Raw genomic sequence first — 16,709 nt, 5'->3', positions numbered from 1 at the left:
CGACTCCGCTGGCCACCGAGGTGAACGATCAAGCGTCCCACCTCGCCCCCGCACTCGTACTCGCCCACCGGAACGGGCCTTTACCCCTCGTCAGGGCAGCCGCCGTCCCACCCCTCCGAGCCGACCACTGGGCTGGCCGTCGCGTCGCTGATCACCGGTGCCCTCGGCTGCGGCGCGGTCGTCGGCCTGGCGCTCGGCATCGCCGCCCTCGTTCAGATCGACCGCCGGGGACGGCGCGGGCGCGGGCCGGCCGTCGCCGGCATCGCCGCGTCCATGGTCTGGGTCGTGATCCTCACTGTCATCGTCACCGCGTCGCTGGTCGGCGGGGGCGGCGAATCCCGGCGACCGCCGGTCTCGAGCCAAGTACTCCGGAGAGCCCGAGTCGCAGCTCAGCTCCATGTGTCCGACCGAACGGGCCTGGCGCTGGGGCGCCCGCGGCGACCGCGTCATCCAGTGCGTCGTCGTGTCGGCGGCCCCTGCGCGCCGGTGAGTGCGTCAAGGAATCCCCGCTCAGGCTGCGGGCCGCGTTCGTCGCGACCACGTCCTGCCGCACACCGCGCAGATGATCGTCAAGACCTCGCTGCCCGCGGGGGCCTGGCCTGGTCAGGAGAAGGCGGGCCGGCAGGTGATCGACAGGTGCGAGCGCCTGCTCACCAGGTTCTTCAAGAGGAACCCGCCGTCGCAGGACCTCCGGTACACGTCCCTGTCCCCGTCCGAAGGGCACTGGAAGTCGAACGTCCGCACCGTCCTCTGCTTCGTCGTCGCCGGTAGGGGCCCGCTCAAGAGGCCGATGATGCCCTGACCGCCGGGCCGTCCCGGACCACACCGCGCACCTCGTCCAGGGTGAAGGCCTCCGGGTCGAACTCGGGCAGCCACCAGGTCGCGCCCGCCGCCGCGTACGGCGCGGGATCGACGCCCACCGGCGGCCCGACGGCGATGTCGAACGCCCCGTCGTCCTCGCGCAGCCCGGCGAGCATGCCGGTGACCTCGGCCAGCTGGTCGGGATGGGAGAGGTTGACCGGGAAGAACCCGTCGTGCCGCGCCGCACGCCGCAGCGGCCTGACCTTGCCGGGCAGCCCCGCGGCCCAGACCGGGATCCCGGGCCGCTGGACGGGCCGCGGCAGGAACGTGAAGTCGTCGACCGTGTAGTGCTCCCCGTGATGCGTGACCGGCTCGCCCGTCCACGCCGCGGCGAGAACGCCGAGCGACTCGTCCAGCATCGCGCCGCGCACCCGGTCGTCCACCTGCTCGCCGGTGCCTGACAACTCCCTGCCGAACCGGTCGTCGCCCAACCCGACCCCCAGAACCAGCCGCCCGCCGCTGAGCCGGTCGAGGGTCACCGTCTCCCGCGCGACCTTGGCGGGCCGCCGCCGGGCGAGCGGCGTCACCATCGGCCCGATGCGCACCCGTTCGGTAGCGGCGGCGATCGCCGCCAAGGTGATCCACGGATCCCCGACACGGCTGACCGGCGCCTGCCAGCGCAGGTGATCCCACACGAAGACACCGTCCCACCCGGCCTCCTCCGCCTCCCCGGCCACCCGCGCCACCACCCGCGGATCAGCGAGCTCGTCGAACAACGGCAACCACAGTCCCGAACGCAGACCGTCCACGAGCCACCTCCAGTAAGCAAGCCGTCCACGACCAGGATGGAACGCCCGCACCCTTTCGCCCAACCCGAACACCAGCCTCAACCTTACTTTGTCAAGGCCAGCGCCAGTGAGCACCCATCACACGAGATCAGACCCGCACCCGCCCGCGCTGCGCGGCCAGCGCGATCCTCATCGCCCTGACTACGCGCACGGCCTCGTCGTGCGCCACGGCCGGCCCCCGTGCCCGACCGGCCCGACGCCCGGGGGAGGAGCGAACAGATACCCGGTCGCACCCGGTGGGCCCACTCGCACTAGCACCCCGAAGCTCACGGCTAGCAGCATGACGTGCACGTCTGGAGCCAGATGTATGGGGCTGGTCCACGAACTCGCCCTGACCCGGGCTCGCGTGTGGATGTGTGTGCGGTTGTCTCACCCCGCACGGTGGCCCTAGGTGTGCGGCTGACATCACGGGTAGGCGCCGCGCTCGTTGCGCGTGCGCGGTGGTCGCACGGGTGCGTCATGTTGGCATGACAGGGTGCGGGCGCCCGTATGTGCGCGGACGCGGGGTTAGTGGGTGATGTGGTGGTCGTGGGGATGAGGTGGGACTGTTTTGTGGGTGATCCGGCGGGTGGCTGAGCGGGCCTGGGGGCCGGGGAGGTTGGTGGCGTTGGCGTAGGTGATGGTCGCGTGGGCGATGGCGCCGGTGTTCAGGAGGAGGGCCTTGGGGCTGATGTTGGCCGTGGTGTCGCAGGCCAGGTGGTAGCAGGCGTCGTACGCGGCTTTCGCCGTGCCGCCGAACTTCTTGGCCTCTTCGGCGGTCTTGAGGCCCTCGGCGCCGGTGAAGAGGCCGCCGGCCGGGATGCCGACCTTGATGAACGGGCCGTAGTCGGAGCGGCCGCTGAAGTCGGTGCCGGTGTGCGGGACGCGCCGGGCGTCGAAATAGCGCTCGAAGGTCTTCTCGATCGCGTCGGAGCCGGGCGGGCCGGCGGGCGCGCCCTCCTTGTCGGAGTCGTCGCCGTCGTAGATCCCGAGCATGTGGTTGGGCGAGGCGGCCATGTCGTAGTTGAGGTAGAGCCTGATCCGGTCGCGCTCGTTCCGGGGCAGGGCCTCGACGTAGTGCTCAGAACCGAGCAGGCCGAGCTCCTCGGCGCCCCACCAGGCGAAGCGCGTCTTGTTCTTCACCGGCGATTCGCCCATGCGGAGGGCGACCTCCAGCAGCGCGGCGCTGCCGGAGCCGTTGTCGTTGATGCCGGGGCCGGCGAGCACCGAGTCGAGGTGGGCGCCGCTCATGACGACCTTGCCCGCGTCGCCGGCCGTGGACTCGGCGAGGACGTTCCAGGTGGTGCGGACCTCGCTCTCGGTGTCGGTCCTGATCCGGGCGACCGTTCCCGCGGGGGAGGCCAGGTCCTTGCCGAGGGCGAAGTCGGCGCCGACCACCGGGATGGTGACGTCCGCGCCGGTGATGCGGCCCAGCAGGGTGTCGGTGCGCCCGGACTGGCCCTCGTTGAAGATGATCACGGCGGACGCGCCCGCCGCCTGGGCGTTGACGGCCTTGACCTTGAAGTCGCAGGTGCCGCGTTGCAGCAGGGCGATGTTCCCCGGCTTGAACCGGGAGAAGTCGGACGCCTCGCAGCCCGAGGTGGAACGGGGCTTCGCGGGCGGCGGCAGCAGGAGGTCGACGCCCTGCACGGTCGCGGTGACGTCACCGCTCCGGGACGAGACCATCGTCGCGAAGTCGCCCACCACGCTGCCGTCCGGCAGGGTCGGCTTGTAGGACTTGGGCTTCGGCGAGACCCGCTCGAGGGTCGGTGTGCTGTTCTCGCGGTAGAAGGGGAATTCGAACGGCTGGACGCTGACGTCGTAGCCCGCCTTCCTGAGCAGGCCGGCCACGTAGTCGCGGGACGCCGCGTACCCGGGGGTCCCCGACGCCCGGGTGCCGCCGTGGGCGTCGGCGATCTCCTGGAACGCCTCCAGGTGCCGTTCGACCGCGGCCACCGGGATCGACGTGGCGAAGGCGTCCGGACGGGGCTCGGCCCTGGCCGCCGTGGTGAGGCCGAGCGGCAGCGCGGCGAGAGTCGCCACGGCGGTGGCCCGGTACGCCGTACCACGAAGGTGCATCGCGAACTCCTTCACTCCGTGCTCCGGCCGGAGCACGGCCTCCCGAGAACCGTCACGAACGGTCAGTGATGTCCGTATGAGGAACGGTTCGTCCTGGAGTGCTCGCATGCCTCGGACGCCCCCGCCAGCCCCACGGGGGCTACCTACCCACTCCTGATCTTGTCGATCACGTCCGGCTGTGATGGGCGTCGTCCGACCAGGCCTCCCAGAGCGCCGCGTACCGGCCGCCGGCGCGGACGAGGTCGTCGTGCGCGCCGTTCTCCACGACCCGGCCGCCGTCGAGGACGACGACCCGGTCGGCCTGCGCGGCCTGGGTGAGCCGGTGGGCGACGATGAGCGCGGTCCGGCCCTCGATCGCGGCCGCCGCCGACGCCTCCAGCACGCGGGCGCCGGCGCTGCCCGCCTCGGCCGTGGCCTCGTCCAGCACCACGACCGGCAGATCGGCGAGGACGAGGCGGGCGAGCGCGAGCTGCTGGGCCTGCGCGGCGGTGAGCCGGTGACCGCTCTCGCCGACGACGGTGCCGAGACCGTCCGGCAGCGCCTGCGCCCAGCTCAGCGCGCCGACGCGGTCGAGCGCGGCGTGCAGTTCGTCGTCGCCGGCGTCCGGCGCCACCAGCCGCAGGTCGTCGGCGAGCGTGCCGGCGAACACGTGGACCTCCTGGGTGACGAGCGCGACCGTGCGTGCGCCGTTCATCGCCGCCCCGTCCGAGCCGACGGTGATGGTGCCCTCGTCCGGATGATGAACGCCCGCGATCAGCTTGGCCAGGGTGGTCTTCCCGGCCCCGCTCGCCCCGACGAGGGCGACGCGTTCCCCGGCCGCGATCTCCAGGTCGATCCCGCGCAGCACCGGGTGCCCGGCCCGGTACGCGTACTCGACCTCACGGACCTGAACGGCGGCGCCCACATGCGCCCGAGACCCGTCCGCGTCGCCGGGGGCCTCCGGGGCGGGGAGGTCGGCGACGCCCACCAGGCGGGCCAGGCCGGCGGTGGCGGCCTGGGCGTCGTCCACCAGGCCGAGGGCGATGTTGATCGGGGTGAAGAGGCTGTGGAAGTAGAGGGCGGCGGCGCTCGCCGTGCCGATGCTGACGGCGTCGTTGCGGACGAGCACGAAACCCATCACCAGCACCGCGGACAGGCCCACGAACTCGGCGAGGTTGAGGCGCGAGTAGAAGCGCGTCACCAGGCGCATGCCGCGCAGCGCGAGGTCGACGGCCTTGCCGGAGGCGGTCGCGACCTGGCCGACGTGCTCGTCGTTGAGCCGGAACGCGCGCACGGTCGAGGCGCCGCCGATCGTGCCCAGGAGGCGTTGCTGCTGGTCGCCGACCGCCACGCGCTGCGCCGCGTACAGCGGGACCGCGCGGCGGACGTACCAGCGCACGGTCCAGGCCTGGATCGGCACCGCCAGCAGCGCGACCAGCAGGAAACGCCAGTCGAGGATCGCCAGCGCCACCAGCGTGAGGCCCAGCGTCAGGACGGAACGGGCCAGCGCGGGCAGGGCGTCCCGGAACGCGCCGGTGATCATCGTGACGTCGTTGGTGACGCGGGAGGTGAGATCGCCTGATCCGGCGCGTTCGACCCGTTCGAGCGGCAGCCCGAGCGCGCGTTCGACGAACAGCTCGCGCAGGGTCGCCAGCATGTTCTCGCCGAACCGGGCGACCAGGATGATGCCGAGGGCGGTCGCGACGCCCTGAACGGCCGCGATCACCGCGAGCCAGGTGACCGGCGTCGTGATCGCGCTCGCCGGGCGGCCGTCGGCGACCAGGTCGATGATGTGGCCGAGCACGGGCGCGGTGAGCAGCCCGACCGAGGTCGCGGCGGCGAGCACCAGCAGCCCCGCCACCGCGATCGTGCGGTGCGGGCGGGCGAGTTCGCGCAGCGCGGCGCGGGTGCGCGCGGCGTCGGCGGTCGGCAGCAGTTCGCGCTGGTCCTCGGGGGGCATGCGTTCTCCTCGGCTCGGTCAGGCCAGGACCGCGGCGCGGTAGGCGTCGTGCGCGTGGACCAGGTCGGCGTGGGTGCCCTCGGTGACGACGGCGCCGTCCGCCACGTACACCACGCGGTCGGCGGCGGCGAGCAGCGCCGGGCTGGTGGCCACCATGATCGTCGTACGGCCGGCCCGGGCCGCGCGGACGCCGGCGGCGATCCGCGCCTCGGTCACCGCGTCCACCGCCGTCGTCGGGTCGTGCAGGACCAGGACGGGCGGGACGGCGGCCAGCGCGCGGGCGAGCGCCACCCGCTGGCGCTGCCCGCCGGACAACGACCGGCCGCGCTCGGTCAGCGGGGTCGCGGTGCCGGACGGCAGCGAACCGGCGACCTCGTCGGCCGCGGCGGCGGACATCGCCGCGTCGGTGGCCTCTCCCGCGGCGGCCACGTTGTCGAGCAGCGTGCCCTCGAAGAGGTCGGCGTCGTGCTCGGCGACCACGACGGCGGTACGGATCGCGGTCGGGTCCAGTTCGGTGAGCGGGCAGCCGTCGAGCTCGATCGTCCCGCCGTCGGGGTCGGCCGCGCGGCCGAGGAGCCGCAGCAGCGCGGTGGCCACCGCCGGATCGGCGACCACCCCGACGTGCTCGCCGGGCGCGACGTCCAGGTCGAGGCCGTGCAACGACTCGTACGAGACGTCGCGCAGCCTGAGCCCGCCCCGCACGTCCGCGGGCACGTCGCCGGTGCCGCCGGCGACCGCGTGCGGCGTCGCCAGCACCGCCGCGATGCGGGTCGCGGACGCCCGCGCCTGGGCGAACTCGCCGTTCGCCCACGACATGATCGACAACGGGGTGAGCAGGAACTGCGCCAGCCCGACCGCGGCGACCAGCTGCCCGATCGTGATGTCGCCGGACGCGGCGAGCCGGCCGCCGACCAGCGCCACCACCGCGATGAAGATCCCTGTCAGCGCCAGCATGCCGCCGTCGTGCCAGGCCTGCGCGCGCGCCGCCCGCAACGTCGCCGCCAGCGAGTCGCGGCTGGTCCGCCGGTAACGATCGACCGCCGTGGGCTCGGCGCCGAGCCCCTTCAGCACCCGCAGCCCCGAGACCAGGTCCGCGGCCACCCCCGACGCGTGCGCCGCGCGTTCCTGCTCGGCGCCGCTCCGCCGTTCCAGCGGTTTGCCCATCAGATGCGCGAGCAGCAGCACCGGGGGAATCCCCAGCAGCACGACCAGCCCGAGCGGCACCGAGACGCGCAGCAGCGCCACCCCGCCCGCGATCAGACCGGCCAGCGCCGCGATGCCCGCGACCAGCGCCAGGTGCACGGCGCCCACCCGCTTGGCGTCACCGCTGGCGATGTTGACCAGCTCGCCCGGCAGCCGCCCGGCCTCCGCACCGCCCCTGGCATGCAGGATCCGCTCGGTCAGCTCCAGCCGCACCTCATGGGCGGCCTGCTCCGAGGCCCGCTCGGCCGCGCGGAAACTGAACCGGTAGCTGAGTGAGAGCCCGGCGAACACCGCCGCCAGAACGGCGATCCAGCGGAGCAGCGCATCGGTGTCCCCGGTCGACACCGCCTCGTCGATCACCACCCCGATCACGACGGGCACGAGGGCCTCGCCCGCCTGGTGCCCGGCGGCCAGCAACGAGCCGCCCGTCGTGTACCGCCACTGACCGATGATCGCGCGTCTCAGCACGCCGGCTCCTTCACACAGCAGGTCGGACAGGCGTCGTTGCCGGGCAGCGTCACCCACAGGCAACACGTGCGCCGCCGCCCGGACGTCATGTCGATCAGTCCGGCGATCGGCCCCCCGACCGCCGCCGTCAGCTCCTCGGCCCCTGCCGCACCTGGCATGCCGAGCAGGTCGAACGGCTCCACGAACGCCTCCGCCACCGAGCCCCAGAGCCCCCTCCGCCCGGCCCGCGTCAGCGCGTTCAACCTCTCGATCACGGGAGCGTGCAGGCCCTCGATCAACGTCTCCCGGATGATCCGCCCCTCACCGGGAGCCACCTGCGGCTCGATCAGCCCGATGAGCATATGCGGCGCCTCCGACAGCGGCAGCACCGCCGTCGTCTCCATGGTCATCACCGGAACGCGCCGCGTCATGGCCCACCCCATCACCACCGGCAGCGCCGTCCAGTAGGAGAACCCCTTCCACCACAGGGCCGCCGCCACATGCGGGGGAGCGCTCCACCGCTCCGCCGCCGCCTGGATCATCTCCTCCAGCGGCATGTCCTCGACGGACGCCCACCCGTCCTGCGTCCCCGCCCGCAGCCCGGGAGCCACCCCTGCCGCGTTCCCGGCGCGCAGGCCCGCCACCAGCGGCCCGAGCGCCTCAAGCGCCCGCCCGCCGACCAACGTCCCCTCCACCGCACCTCCGAGACCCGCACAAATAAGGCATGCCTAACTTAACCCCAACCCCCACCCCACCCAACCCCTCACCCGACTCCACCCCGCCACCCCCCGCCTTGCCCGGGCTGTGTCTGTCCGCGTCGGACCGTGGTCCCCTTCTCCGGTCGCGCACCGGAGAAGGGGACGCGGGGGCGCCGACGCTCGGGCTGGTCTCGTTGGACGTGCCCGGCCTGAGCCATGGACGGTGGTGGGGGCGGGGGGCGCCTGTCGTGGCGGCTCGCCCGGCGGGCCCCGGGCTGTGCGCGGGGCCAGGGTCTACAACCGGTGGTTGTGGCCTGGCGCGAGGCGGTTGTTTGATCGGGGGATCTGTTGCCCGTTGGATGTCGGTGTTCGTGACGGGGTCGGTCGGGTGTGGCAGGTGAACGATGGGGGCCGAGCAGTCGCTGGAGGTCAAGAAGCCGCCGGGGGCAAGACGGTCGCCGGGGGTGAGGCGGCCACGGGAGGGCAGGCGGTCACTGGGGCGGCCATTCGCCTGGTTCTGGGCCTCCTACGCGGTCAGCGCGCTTGGGACCCGGCTGGCGTTCGACGCGTTCCCGCTGATCGCGATCATGGTGCTGGACGCGGGGCCGACGCAGGTGTCGGCACTGGCGGCCGCCGGGCTCGCGGTGGGCGCCGCGGTGGCGGTGCCGCTCGGGCCATGGGTGGACCTCCACCGCAAACGGCCGGTGATGATCGGCATGGACCTGGTCAGGTTCGCGGTGCTCATGAGCGTTCCCCTCGCGTTCACGTTCGGCCTCCTCACCTTCGTTCAGCTCCTGATCGTGTCGGTCGTGGTCGCGACGGCCGACATCAGCTTCGGCGCGGCCAGCGGCGCGTACCTGAAGGCGATCGTGCGGCCTGCGGACCTGCTCGCGGCGAACGCGCGGCTGGAGTCCACGACATGGACCACCACGGTGCTCGGGCCTCCTCTCGGCGGGGCCGCGATCGGAATGTTCGGCCCGGTGATCACGGTGATCATGAACGCGGTCAGCTTCCTGCTGTCCGCGCTGGGGATCCGTGCGATCGCGACGCAGGAGTCTGCCCCGCGGGCCGCCCGGCAGCGTCAGCGGCTCGGTGACCTGCTCGAAGGCTGGCGATACCTCCTTGGCCACCCCATCCTGCGCCCGCTGTTCCTGAACACGATCTTGGTGAACGGCCTCATCATGGTGGCCTCGCCGCTGCTCGCCGTTCTGATGCTGGGAGATCTCGGCTTCGCGCCCTGGCAGTACGGACTGGCGTTCGCGCTGCCCTGTGTCGGCGGGCTGATCGGCTCCTGGCTGTCGCGTCGGCTCGTGGGGAGGTTCGGGCGGGACGCGGTCATGCTCACCGCAGGCACGCTGCGCGTGTGCTGGCCGATCGGGTTGGCCTTCATCGGCCCTGGAACCTGGGGGCTCCTCCTCGTCATCGTCGTTCAGTTCGGCCTGGTCACCTGCATAGGCGTCTACAACCCCCTGCTGGCCACCTGGAGGCTCGACCAGACCCCGACGGACCGCGTCGCCCGAGTGCTGACCGCATGGTCGGTCACCAGCAAAGCCACCACCGCGACCATGACAGCCCTGTGGGGCTTGCTGGCCGCCGTCACCAGCCCCCGAACAGCCGTCGCGATAGCCGGTCTCCTCCTCTTGCTGACCCCCCTCCTACTCCCATGGCGCCGCCCCACCGACCCCACCTCACGTCCCCACCCGCATTCCACGGCGGGCGTCTAGCCGGCCTCCGCCAACGCCCGCCCCTGGCAGTGCTGATCGGACGAGGCACGCCGGAGCAGACCCGGGGCCCGCACTCGCCGGACGCGGGCCACCCTCCGTGACCGCGGGAGCAACCGTACGCATCTCGCGCCCGCCCTACACCCGACCAGCCCGGCCCCCACACGCCGTCACCGCGACCCCGTCGCGCCCATCACCGCGCCGCCCCGGACGCCCGTCACCGCACCGCCAGCACACCCCTGACCGCGCTGCTAGCAGGCCTGTTGCCGCGCCGCCCGGACGCCCGTCACTGCACCGCCAGGAGGGCAGTCACCGAGCCCGGCACGTCCGTCACCGCGCTGCCCGGACGCCCGTCACCGTGCTGCCCGGACGCCCGTCACCGTGCCGCTCGGACGCCCGTCACTGCGCCGCCAGGAGGGCAGTCACCGAGCCCGGCACGTCCGTCACCGCGCCGCCCGGACGTGCGTCATTGCGTCGCCAGCATGCCCCTGGCCGCGCCGCTAGCAGGCCTGTCACCGCGCCGCCCGGACGCCCGTCACTGCGCTGCTAGCAGGCCTGTCACCGAGCCCGGCACGTCCGTCACCGACTCCGGTCGCGCCCGTCACCGCGCCGCCAGGACGGGCGTCATTAAGCCCGGCGTGTTCGTTGCCGCGTTCCTCGTGGTGGCGGTGACCGTGGCGGTCGCCGCGTGTTCGTCATGGCGCCACGGGCCTGTGCGTCATCGAGCCCGGCGTGTCTGTCACCGCGTTCGTGGCGATGGCGGTCAGCACGTTTGTCACCGCGCCACCGGCACGTGCGTCACCGAGTTCACGGGCTGGTCACCGAGGTCGTGCCGCGCGCCGACCTGGACGTGCGGGTGGCCGAGCCGGCGGGCGTGATCGCCGCCGAGAGCCCGATCGGCCTGCGCCTGGGCCGCCAGGCGTTCTTCGCCATCGAGGGCCGCCCCTGGAAGACCAGGTCGCGCCACCGTGTTCGTCATCGCGCGTTGGTCATCGCGCGCCTCCAGCGCGTCCGTTGTCACAGCGGCCGTTGGCTTGTGGCGGGGTGGTCAGAACTGGCCCAGGTAGAAGTGGGTGCCTTGGTCGTCGGTGCATTCGGAGCTGATGCCGTAGGGCTGGGTTTCGGGGTCGGTGGCGGTGCCGCCGGACTTGCGGACGCGGTTGACGGCGGTGGTGATGTCGCGGACGGCGTACATCGGGACGACGGTGGGCTGGTCGTGGCCGCCGTGCAGACCGGCGGGCGGAGACACCTCGCGGCCCCGGTTGGTGATGAGCCAGCCGTCGGTGACTCGGCCGGGGGTGAACTCCCAGCCGAGCACGGCGCCGTAGAACGCGCGGGCGCGTTCGGAGTCGGGGACCTCGAAGGTCAGGTAGGCGACCTCGCCGTCGGCAGGCGAGCCGGAGGGAGGGGCGTCGGCCGCGGGAGGCTCGTTCGGCGGGAGCGAGGCGATGGGCGTGGGCTCTCCGGTCTCCGGGAGGCCGGGGTCGTCGGAGGGCTGGTAGACGGCGAAGGTCAGGCCTTGGTCGTCGGTGCACAGGGAGATGAGCCCGTACGGCTCCTCGGTGGGCTCGGCGGCCTCTCCGCCGGCGGCGCGGACGCGCTGGACCGCCTCGCCGACGTCGTCCACGGTGAAGCAGACGAAGAGCGTGCGGTGCTCCTGGCCGCCCCACAGGCCGATGCGCTGTGCGGGCAGGCCGGTGACCTGCCGCCCCTCCGGGCTGCTGCCGGGTGTGAACTGCCAGGTCAGCACGCCGCCGTAGAAGCCGACGGCACGTTCGACGTCGGGGAGCCACAACGAGACGTAGCCGACGTCGCCGTGGCGCGGGCCGGTGTGCTCTTCGGCGGGTGTCCCGGGCGCGGGCGAGGTGATCATCCAGCGGTGGCCGAACGGGTCGTTGATGACGCCGTTGCGGCCGTGCGGGTAGTCCTGGACCGGGCGGGTGAGCTCGGCGCCGAGCTCCACGGCGCGGTCGACGACGAGGTCGGCGTCCGGCACGGTCAGGTAGATCGACTGGCTGGGGCCGCCGCGTGCCTTGGGGCCCAGCAGCCCGAGCTCGGGCCACTCGTCCGCCAGCATCAGGACGGAGTCGCCGATGGCGAGCTCGGCGTGGCCGATCCTGCCGTCGTCCATGACGACCGGGTCGTCCCGCCAGACCGCGTCGAACGCCTGGACGTACCAGTCGAGGGCGCGCCTGCCGTCGTCCACGCAGATGTAGGGCGTCAGGGAACGCAGCCGGGCTTCCAGCGGCGAGCTCGTGGTCATGGGGTCTCCCAGGGTTCGGAGCAGCGCGTGCCGTACACGCTCGCGCAGTCGCGCCGCGAAGATCGGGTCGGGGGCGACCGGCACGATCGGCTCGAGAAGGGCCTCGAAGGGGTCGTTCATCGTGGACCCTCCTTTCGCGGGTCGATGGCGTCGCCGGGGGCTTCCTGCCCCTGGCCGCTGCTGGCAGCCCTTTCCGGAGGGTCTGGAGGGGGTTGCCCGGGGGCGGCGTCGGCGCATGCGCCGGGCGGTGCTGCGGTGCCGGGTGATTCAGCGTCGGGTGGTGCGGTGTCGGGTGGTGCGGTGTCGGGTGGTGCGGCGTCGGGTGGTGCGGGGTCCGATGGTGCGGGGTCTGGTGGTGCGGTGTCCGGCCGCGTGGTGCCCGGGGGCGTGGTGCTTGGAGGTGTGGTCTCCGGGGGAGGGCGCTGGTCGTGGATGGGAGGGAGCGCGTGCGGACTGGGTGATGGCGGGGTGTGTGGGGGGCGCGGGGTGGGGCATCTGCGGTCGTATTCCTGGCGGAAGGCGGCTTTGGCTCGGACCAGGAGGGCCTCGGTGGCTCGGACGGTGCGATCCAGGTGTTCGGCGACCTGGGGGACGGGGAGGCCGTCCAGGTAGCGCAGGGTCAGGACGGCGCGGTGGTGGGGGCCCAGCTCCTGGAGCACTTCGCGGGCGAGCAGCGCGTCGAGGCGTTCGTCCCAGGGGTCGTCGGTGTCGGGGCCGCCGCCGTCAATGGCGCGCAGCATGCGTTGCTCGCGGTCGGCGCGGCGCCAGTGGTCGGCGAGCTTGTGCCGGGCGACGCCGACCAGCCAGGCCGTGGACAACTCCGGTGGCGCCTCCTTGCGCACCGCCTCGACCGCCGCCAGGAAGGTCTCCGCGGTGAGGTCCTCGGCCAGCGTGCGCAGGCCGCACCGGGACAGCAGGTAGCCGTAGACCTCGGGGAGCGCCGCGTCGTAGAGGTCGAGCAGCGCCGGTCCCGGATCCGGCTCCAGATGTCGTGGTCGGCCCATACCTTTTACATCGCTCGGCGGCGCGGTTCTCCGACGGGTGAAATCCAAGATTTTCCCGGGCGTCGGCTGGGCACACCGGACGATGACCGATCATTGAGAGGTGCGAGACCCGGATCCGATCACCCTCTTCACCAGCGACGCCGTGCGCATCGACGCCGGGCACCTGGAGGGTGACGGCGGGCTGTGCTTCGTCCTGGCGCACGGTTTCACCTGTTCCTGGCGGCAGCCGGCGCTGCGGCGGATCGCGAACGTCCTCAACCGGCGCGGCGGCGTGATCGCGCTGGACTTCCGCGGCCACGGCAACTCGTCCGGGCGGTCGACGGTCGGCGACCGCGAGGTGCTGGACGTGGAGGCGGCCGTCGCGGCGGCCCGGCGGCGGGGATACGAGCGGGTCGTCGTCACCGGGTTCTCCATGGGCGCCGCGGTCGCCGTGCGGCATGGCGCCCTGTACGGAGGCGTCGACGCGGTGGTGTCGGTGAGCGCGCCCGCCCGCTGGTACTACCGGGAGACGGTGCCGATGCGCCGGGTGCACTGGGCGATCGAACGCCGGGCCGGGCGCCTGGCGGTACGGCTGGCACGGGGCACGCGCGTCGCGGCGAACGGGTGGGATCCGGTGCCCGAGGCGCCGCACGAGGTGGCCGGGCGGATCGCGCCCATACCGCTGCTGGTGGTGCACGGGGACGCGGACCTGTTCCTCCCGCTCGACCATGCCCACCAGTTGTACGACGCGGCCCGCGACCCCCGGGAACTGTGGATCGAGCCCGCGTTCGGTCACGCGGAGGTGGCCGTCACCCCGGAGCTCATCCAGCGCATCGCCGATTGGGCCGCAACTCAGCGGTAGGACGGCTCAGGCCATGCGCCGCTGGAGGTGGGCGGCGGGTCACCGACCGTGTCAGGGGAGGGCGGGAGCCGGTTCCGTTCTGGGGGAGGGGCGTGGCGGGGCGGTGGCGCGGGTTCGTTCGGCCCAGCGGACGGCGGGGGCCATGGCGGCGCCGGCGGCGAGGAAGACGCCGCCCAGGGCGAGCCATCCGGGGGCTCCCCAGCCCAGGACGACGGTGGTGAGCAGCGCCGGGCCCAGCATGCGCGCCAGCGGGACACCCATGCCGAAGAAGCCCTGGTACTGGCCTTGCCGTTGCGCCGGGGCGAGCCCGAAGCTGATCTCCCAGGCGCCGGACGCGAGGACCATCTCGGCGGTGACCTGAAGGAGGACGGCGACGAGCAGGGCGAACGCGGCGGTCCAGGCGGACGGCCCGTACCCGGAGAGCGCGAAGACCGCGCAGGACGCCAGCATGATCAGGCCGGAGAGCCGGACGAACCGGACGGCGCCGAGCAGGCCGGTCACGCCGCGCGCGACGCGCACCTGGAAGAGGACCACGCAGATCGTGTTGATGACGAGCAGCGCGGACACGATCCAGCGCGGCGCGTCCGTACGTTCGACGATCCAGAGCGGCATGACGAGGCTCAGCATCGGCATGTAGAGCAGCATCACCGCGTTGATCAGGGAGATCAGGGCGTACGGGCGGTCGCGCAGGACGGCCGGCCCGGGTTCGCCCGCGGTGACGGGCGGCGCGGCGGGGACGGCGGGGAGCCGCGTCAGCAGGAGCGCGGCCAGGACGAAACTCACCGCGTCCACCGCGAAGACGGCGAGATAGGCGGGCGCGGTGTCGGCCTGGAGGGCGAGGCCGCCCAGGGCCGCGCCGATGGCGAGGCCCGCGTTGGCCGTCGACTGCATGAAGGCGCGGGCCTCGGTGCGGTCCGCGGGGGCGACGAGCCCCGCGAGGAGGGCCTGCCGGGCGGCGCCGAGACCGCTCTGGAAGCTCGCGTACAGGCAGGCCACCAGGATGAACGGCACCAACGACCGTACGGTCAGGAACGCCCCGACCGCGGCGGCGGTGCCGAGGGCGAGCAGGATCGCGGTGCCGCGCGGGCCGCGGCGGTCGGCGAGGGAGCCGAGCGGGACGCCCGCGATCGAGCCGATCGCCCAGGCGGCGGTCAGCCCGAGGCCGATCTGGCCGGGCGACATCCCGACGACGCGGATGAAGAAGAGCGCCGAGCACACGAGGAACGCGCCGTCCCCGAGAGACCCGGCCAGCTGCGCGGCCGCGAGGGCCCGGGAGGGGCCGGGCGGGGGAACGAACCTGCTGGTCATCGTTGCCATGGTCCGACTATGGCAAGATGACTTGGCTCCTTGTAAGAGCCAATCATCGCCATACTGATTGGGCCAAGATGGACCTCCACATCAGCCTCGAAGGGCGCGGTGACCTGTCCGCCCGCATCTACCGGCAGATCATGGAGGCCGTCCTGGACGGGCGCCTCCGCCCGGGGGAGCGCCTGCCGCCCACGCGCGAGCTGGCCCCGCGCCTGGAGGTGTCGCGCAACACTGTGGCCGCCGCGTACGACCGGCTGACGGCCGAGGGGTTCCTCGAGGGACGTTCCGGCGCGGGCACGTTCGTCAGGGCGGAGTCGCGGCGGCCCGGCCGGAGGCGGCCGTCGAGGGGAGGGGTCCGGCCCGGGCGGCGCTGGGAGACGCCGATGGCGCCGCCGAACGACCGCGCGGAGTTCACGTTCGACTTCCGGCTCGGCATGCCCGACGTGCGGCTCTTCCCGCTGGAGACCTGGCGGCGCCTGGTCTCACGCGAGCTGCGGCCCGCGTCGCTGCGTTCGCCCGGATACGGCGAACCGGCCGGGCATCCGGCCCTGCGCGAGGCGATCGCGCGCTACGCCGGTGTCTCGCGCGCCGTACGGGCCGAGGCCGACGACGTCATCGTCACCCAGGGCGCCCAGCAGGCACTCGACCTCATCGCGCGCGTGCTCATCGAGCCGGGCGACTGCGTGGCCGTCGAGGAGCCCGGCTATCCGCCCGCACGGCTGCTCTTCCAGTCGCTGGGCGCCCGTGTCGTCGGCGTACCGGTGGACGAGGAGGGCCTGGACGTCTCCGCGATTCCCCGTGCGGCGCGGCTCGTCCATGTCACGCCGTCCCACCAGTTCCCGCTGGGCACCCCGATGTCCCTGGCGCGCCGTACGGCACTGCTCGCCTGGGCGGAACGCAGCGACCGCGCGGTCGTCATCGAGGACGACTACGACAGCGAGTTCCGCTTCTCGGACCGGCCCCTCGAACCCCTGCAGAGCCTCGACCGCACGGGACGCGTCATCTATGTGGGCTCGTTCTCCAAGACCCTGCTTCCCCTGCTGAGAGTCGGGTTCATGGTGGCACCCGCCTCGCTCCAGGGCGCGCTCCGCACCGCCAAGCAGCTGTCCGACTGGCACGGGGACCTCACCACGCAGGCGGCGTTGGCGCGCTTCATCGACGAGGGCCTGCTGGCGCGCCACATCCGCAGGGCGACGCGCGAATACGCCGTCCGCCACGAACGCATCCTCGCCGCGCTGCACGGCGACCTGGCCGAATGGCTGGCCCTCGTGCCGTCGGCCGCGGGCCTGCACCTGTGCACACGCCTCGTACCGGGGCGGAACGTGGACGTTCAGCGGGTCGTGGCAAGCGCGCGCGGGGCGGACGTGGCGGTCGAGTCCCTCGCCGCCTACTGCGCCGCCGAACCCGCACAGCACGGCCTGGTCATCGGCTACGGCGCCATTCCGGCGGAACGTGTGGACGAGGGGCTCCGCCGCCTCGCCACGGCCCTCCGCGCGGCCACCTGAACGCGGGGCCGCGCACCTTTCCGTGGTTTCGCGCCTGTGCGAAAAGATTTCGCGCCACCGGCCGAAGATCGTA

At 73.1% G+C, this 16,709-nt stretch carries 13 protein-coding genes and 1 pseudogene; 5 read left to right on the top strand and 9 right to left on the bottom strand.

All coding sequences use genetic code 11. From position 1 onward, the window contains the following. Positions 1-27: 27 nt before the first annotated feature. A pseudogene (locus ABZ810_RS15785) lies at positions 28-288 on the top strand (DUF4190 domain-containing protein); the annotation flags it as partial. Positions 289-562: 274 nt separating this feature from the next. Next, positions 563-802: a hypothetical protein gene (locus tag ABZ810_RS15780; protein WP_358403500.1), complete on the top strand. Its 240-nt coding sequence runs from the start codon at positions 563-565 to the stop codon at positions 800-802. Here ABZ810_RS15780 and ABZ810_RS15775 read toward each other — a convergent pair. From ABZ810_RS15775 to ABZ810_RS15755, 5 genes are all read right to left on the bottom strand, one after another. Beyond that, positions 780-1,610, bottom strand: coding sequence for an LLM class flavin-dependent oxidoreductase (locus tag ABZ810_RS15775; RefSeq protein WP_358403498.1), 831 nt, complete (start codon positions 1,608-1,610; stop codon positions 780-782). The genes ABZ810_RS15780 and ABZ810_RS15775 overlap by 23 nt on opposite strands. 546 nt (positions 1,611-2,156) lie before the next feature. Continuing rightward, a complete protein-coding gene (locus ABZ810_RS15770) occupies positions 2,157-3,707 on the bottom strand; it encodes a M28 family metallopeptidase (RefSeq protein ID WP_358403496.1) in 1,551 nt (516 codons plus the stop codon). Between the two features lie 166 nt (positions 3,708-3,873). Continuing rightward, positions 3,874-5,646: an ABC transporter ATP-binding protein gene (locus ABZ810_RS15765; RefSeq protein ID WP_358403495.1), complete on the bottom strand. Its 1,773-nt coding sequence runs from the start codon at positions 5,644-5,646 to the stop codon at positions 3,874-3,876. A gap of 18 nt (positions 5,647-5,664) precedes the next feature. Next, positions 5,665-7,317: an ABC transporter ATP-binding protein gene (locus tag ABZ810_RS15760; RefSeq protein ID WP_358403493.1), complete on the bottom strand. Its 1,653-nt coding sequence runs from the start codon at positions 7,315-7,317 to the stop codon at positions 5,665-5,667. Next, the gene (locus ABZ810_RS15755; protein WP_358403492.1) at positions 7,311-7,991 is read right to left on the bottom strand and encodes a (2Fe-2S)-binding protein; all 681 of its coding nucleotides are present in this window, start codon (positions 7,989-7,991) and stop codon (positions 7,311-7,313) included. Before ABZ810_RS15755 ends, ABZ810_RS15760 begins: the two co-directional genes overlap by 7 nt. Before the next feature lie 467 nt (positions 7,992-8,458). Here ABZ810_RS15755 and ABZ810_RS15750 point away from each other — a divergent pair, with 467 nt between their 5' ends. After that, on the top strand, positions 8,459-9,718 hold the full coding sequence (locus ABZ810_RS15750; protein WP_358403490.1) for an MFS transporter: 1,260 nt from the start codon (positions 8,459-8,461) through the stop codon (positions 9,716-9,718). 804 nt (positions 9,719-10,522) lie between these two features. Here the strand turns inward: ABZ810_RS15750 and ABZ810_RS15745 are convergent. The 3 genes from ABZ810_RS15745 to ABZ810_RS15735 form a co-directional block, all read right to left on the bottom strand. Further along, positions 10,523-10,648, bottom strand: coding sequence for a hypothetical protein (locus ABZ810_RS15745; RefSeq protein ID WP_358403488.1), 126 nt, complete (start codon positions 10,646-10,648; stop codon positions 10,523-10,525). Between the two features lie 115 nt (positions 10,649-10,763). Beyond that, positions 10,764-12,098 carry a VOC family protein gene (locus tag ABZ810_RS15740; RefSeq protein WP_358403487.1) on the bottom strand — a complete coding sequence of 445 codons (1,335 nt, stop codon included), beginning with the start codon at positions 12,096-12,098 and terminating at the stop codon, positions 10,764-10,766. Then, positions 12,095-12,982, bottom strand: a complete 888-nt coding sequence (locus ABZ810_RS15735; protein ID WP_358403486.1) for a sigma-70 family RNA polymerase sigma factor — start codon at positions 12,980-12,982, stop codon at positions 12,095-12,097. Before ABZ810_RS15735 ends, ABZ810_RS15740 begins: the two co-directional genes overlap by 4 nt. Before the next feature lie 100 nt (positions 12,983-13,082). Here ABZ810_RS15735 and ABZ810_RS15730 point away from each other — a divergent pair, with 100 nt between their 5' ends. Then, the gene (locus tag ABZ810_RS15730; RefSeq protein WP_358403485.1) at positions 13,083-13,823 is read left to right on the top strand and encodes an alpha/beta fold hydrolase; all 741 of its coding nucleotides are present in this window, start codon (positions 13,083-13,085) and stop codon (positions 13,821-13,823) included. Between the two features lie 51 nt (positions 13,824-13,874). On the opposite strand, the gene ABZ810_RS15725 is transcribed toward ABZ810_RS15730, so the two are convergent. Further along, positions 13,875-15,131, bottom strand: coding sequence for an MFS transporter (locus tag ABZ810_RS15725; protein WP_358403484.1), 1,257 nt, complete (start codon positions 15,129-15,131; stop codon positions 13,875-13,877). Positions 15,132-15,208: 77 nt separating this feature from the next. Between ABZ810_RS15725 and ABZ810_RS15720 the strand changes: the two genes are divergently transcribed. After that, entirely contained in the window at positions 15,209-16,636 is a 1,428-nt protein-coding gene (locus tag ABZ810_RS15720; protein ID WP_358403483.1) for a PLP-dependent aminotransferase family protein, read from the top strand. Positions 16,637-16,709 lie beyond the last annotated feature (73 nt).

Origin of the sequence: Spirillospora sp. NPDC047279 (genome assembly GCF_040643285.1) — a bacterium.
Taxonomy (GTDB): Bacteria; Actinomycetota; Actinomycetes; order Streptosporangiales; family Streptosporangiaceae; genus Spirillospora.
The sequence above is the reverse complement of the archived record's forward strand: the minus strand, read 5'-3'. Positions and strand labels throughout refer to the sequence as shown.

Excerpts from the sequence above, each read along its gene's own strand:
- ABZ810_RS15780 (WP_358403500.1), top strand. The coding sequence starts at position 563 with ATGATCGTCAAGACCTCGCTGCCCGCGGGGGCCTGGCCTGGTCAGGAG.
- ABZ810_RS15770 (WP_358403496.1), bottom strand. The coding sequence starts at position 3,707 with ATGCACCTTCGTGGTACGGCGTACCGGGCCACCGCCGTGGCGACTCTC.
- ABZ810_RS15765 (WP_358403495.1), bottom strand. The coding sequence starts at position 5,646 with ATGCCCCCCGAGGACCAGCGCGAACTGCTGCCGACCGCCGACGCCGCG.
- ABZ810_RS15745 (WP_358403488.1), bottom strand. The coding sequence starts at position 10,648 with ATGGCGAAGAACGCCTGGCGGCCCAGGCGCAGGCCGATCGGGCTCTCG.
- ABZ810_RS15740 (WP_358403487.1), bottom strand. The coding sequence starts at position 12,098 with ATGAACGACCCCTTCGAGGCCCTTCTCGAGCCGATCGTGCCGGTCGCC.
- ABZ810_RS15735 (WP_358403486.1), bottom strand. The coding sequence starts at position 12,982 with ATGGGCCGACCACGACATCTGGAGCCGGATCCGGGACCGGCGCTGCTC.
- ABZ810_RS15725 (WP_358403484.1), bottom strand. The coding sequence starts at position 15,131 with ATGACCAGCAGGTTCGTTCCCCCGCCCGGCCCCTCCCGGGCCCTCGCG.
- ABZ810_RS15720 (WP_358403483.1), top strand. The coding sequence starts at position 15,209 with ATGGACCTCCACATCAGCCTCGAAGGGCGCGGTGACCTGTCCGCCCGC.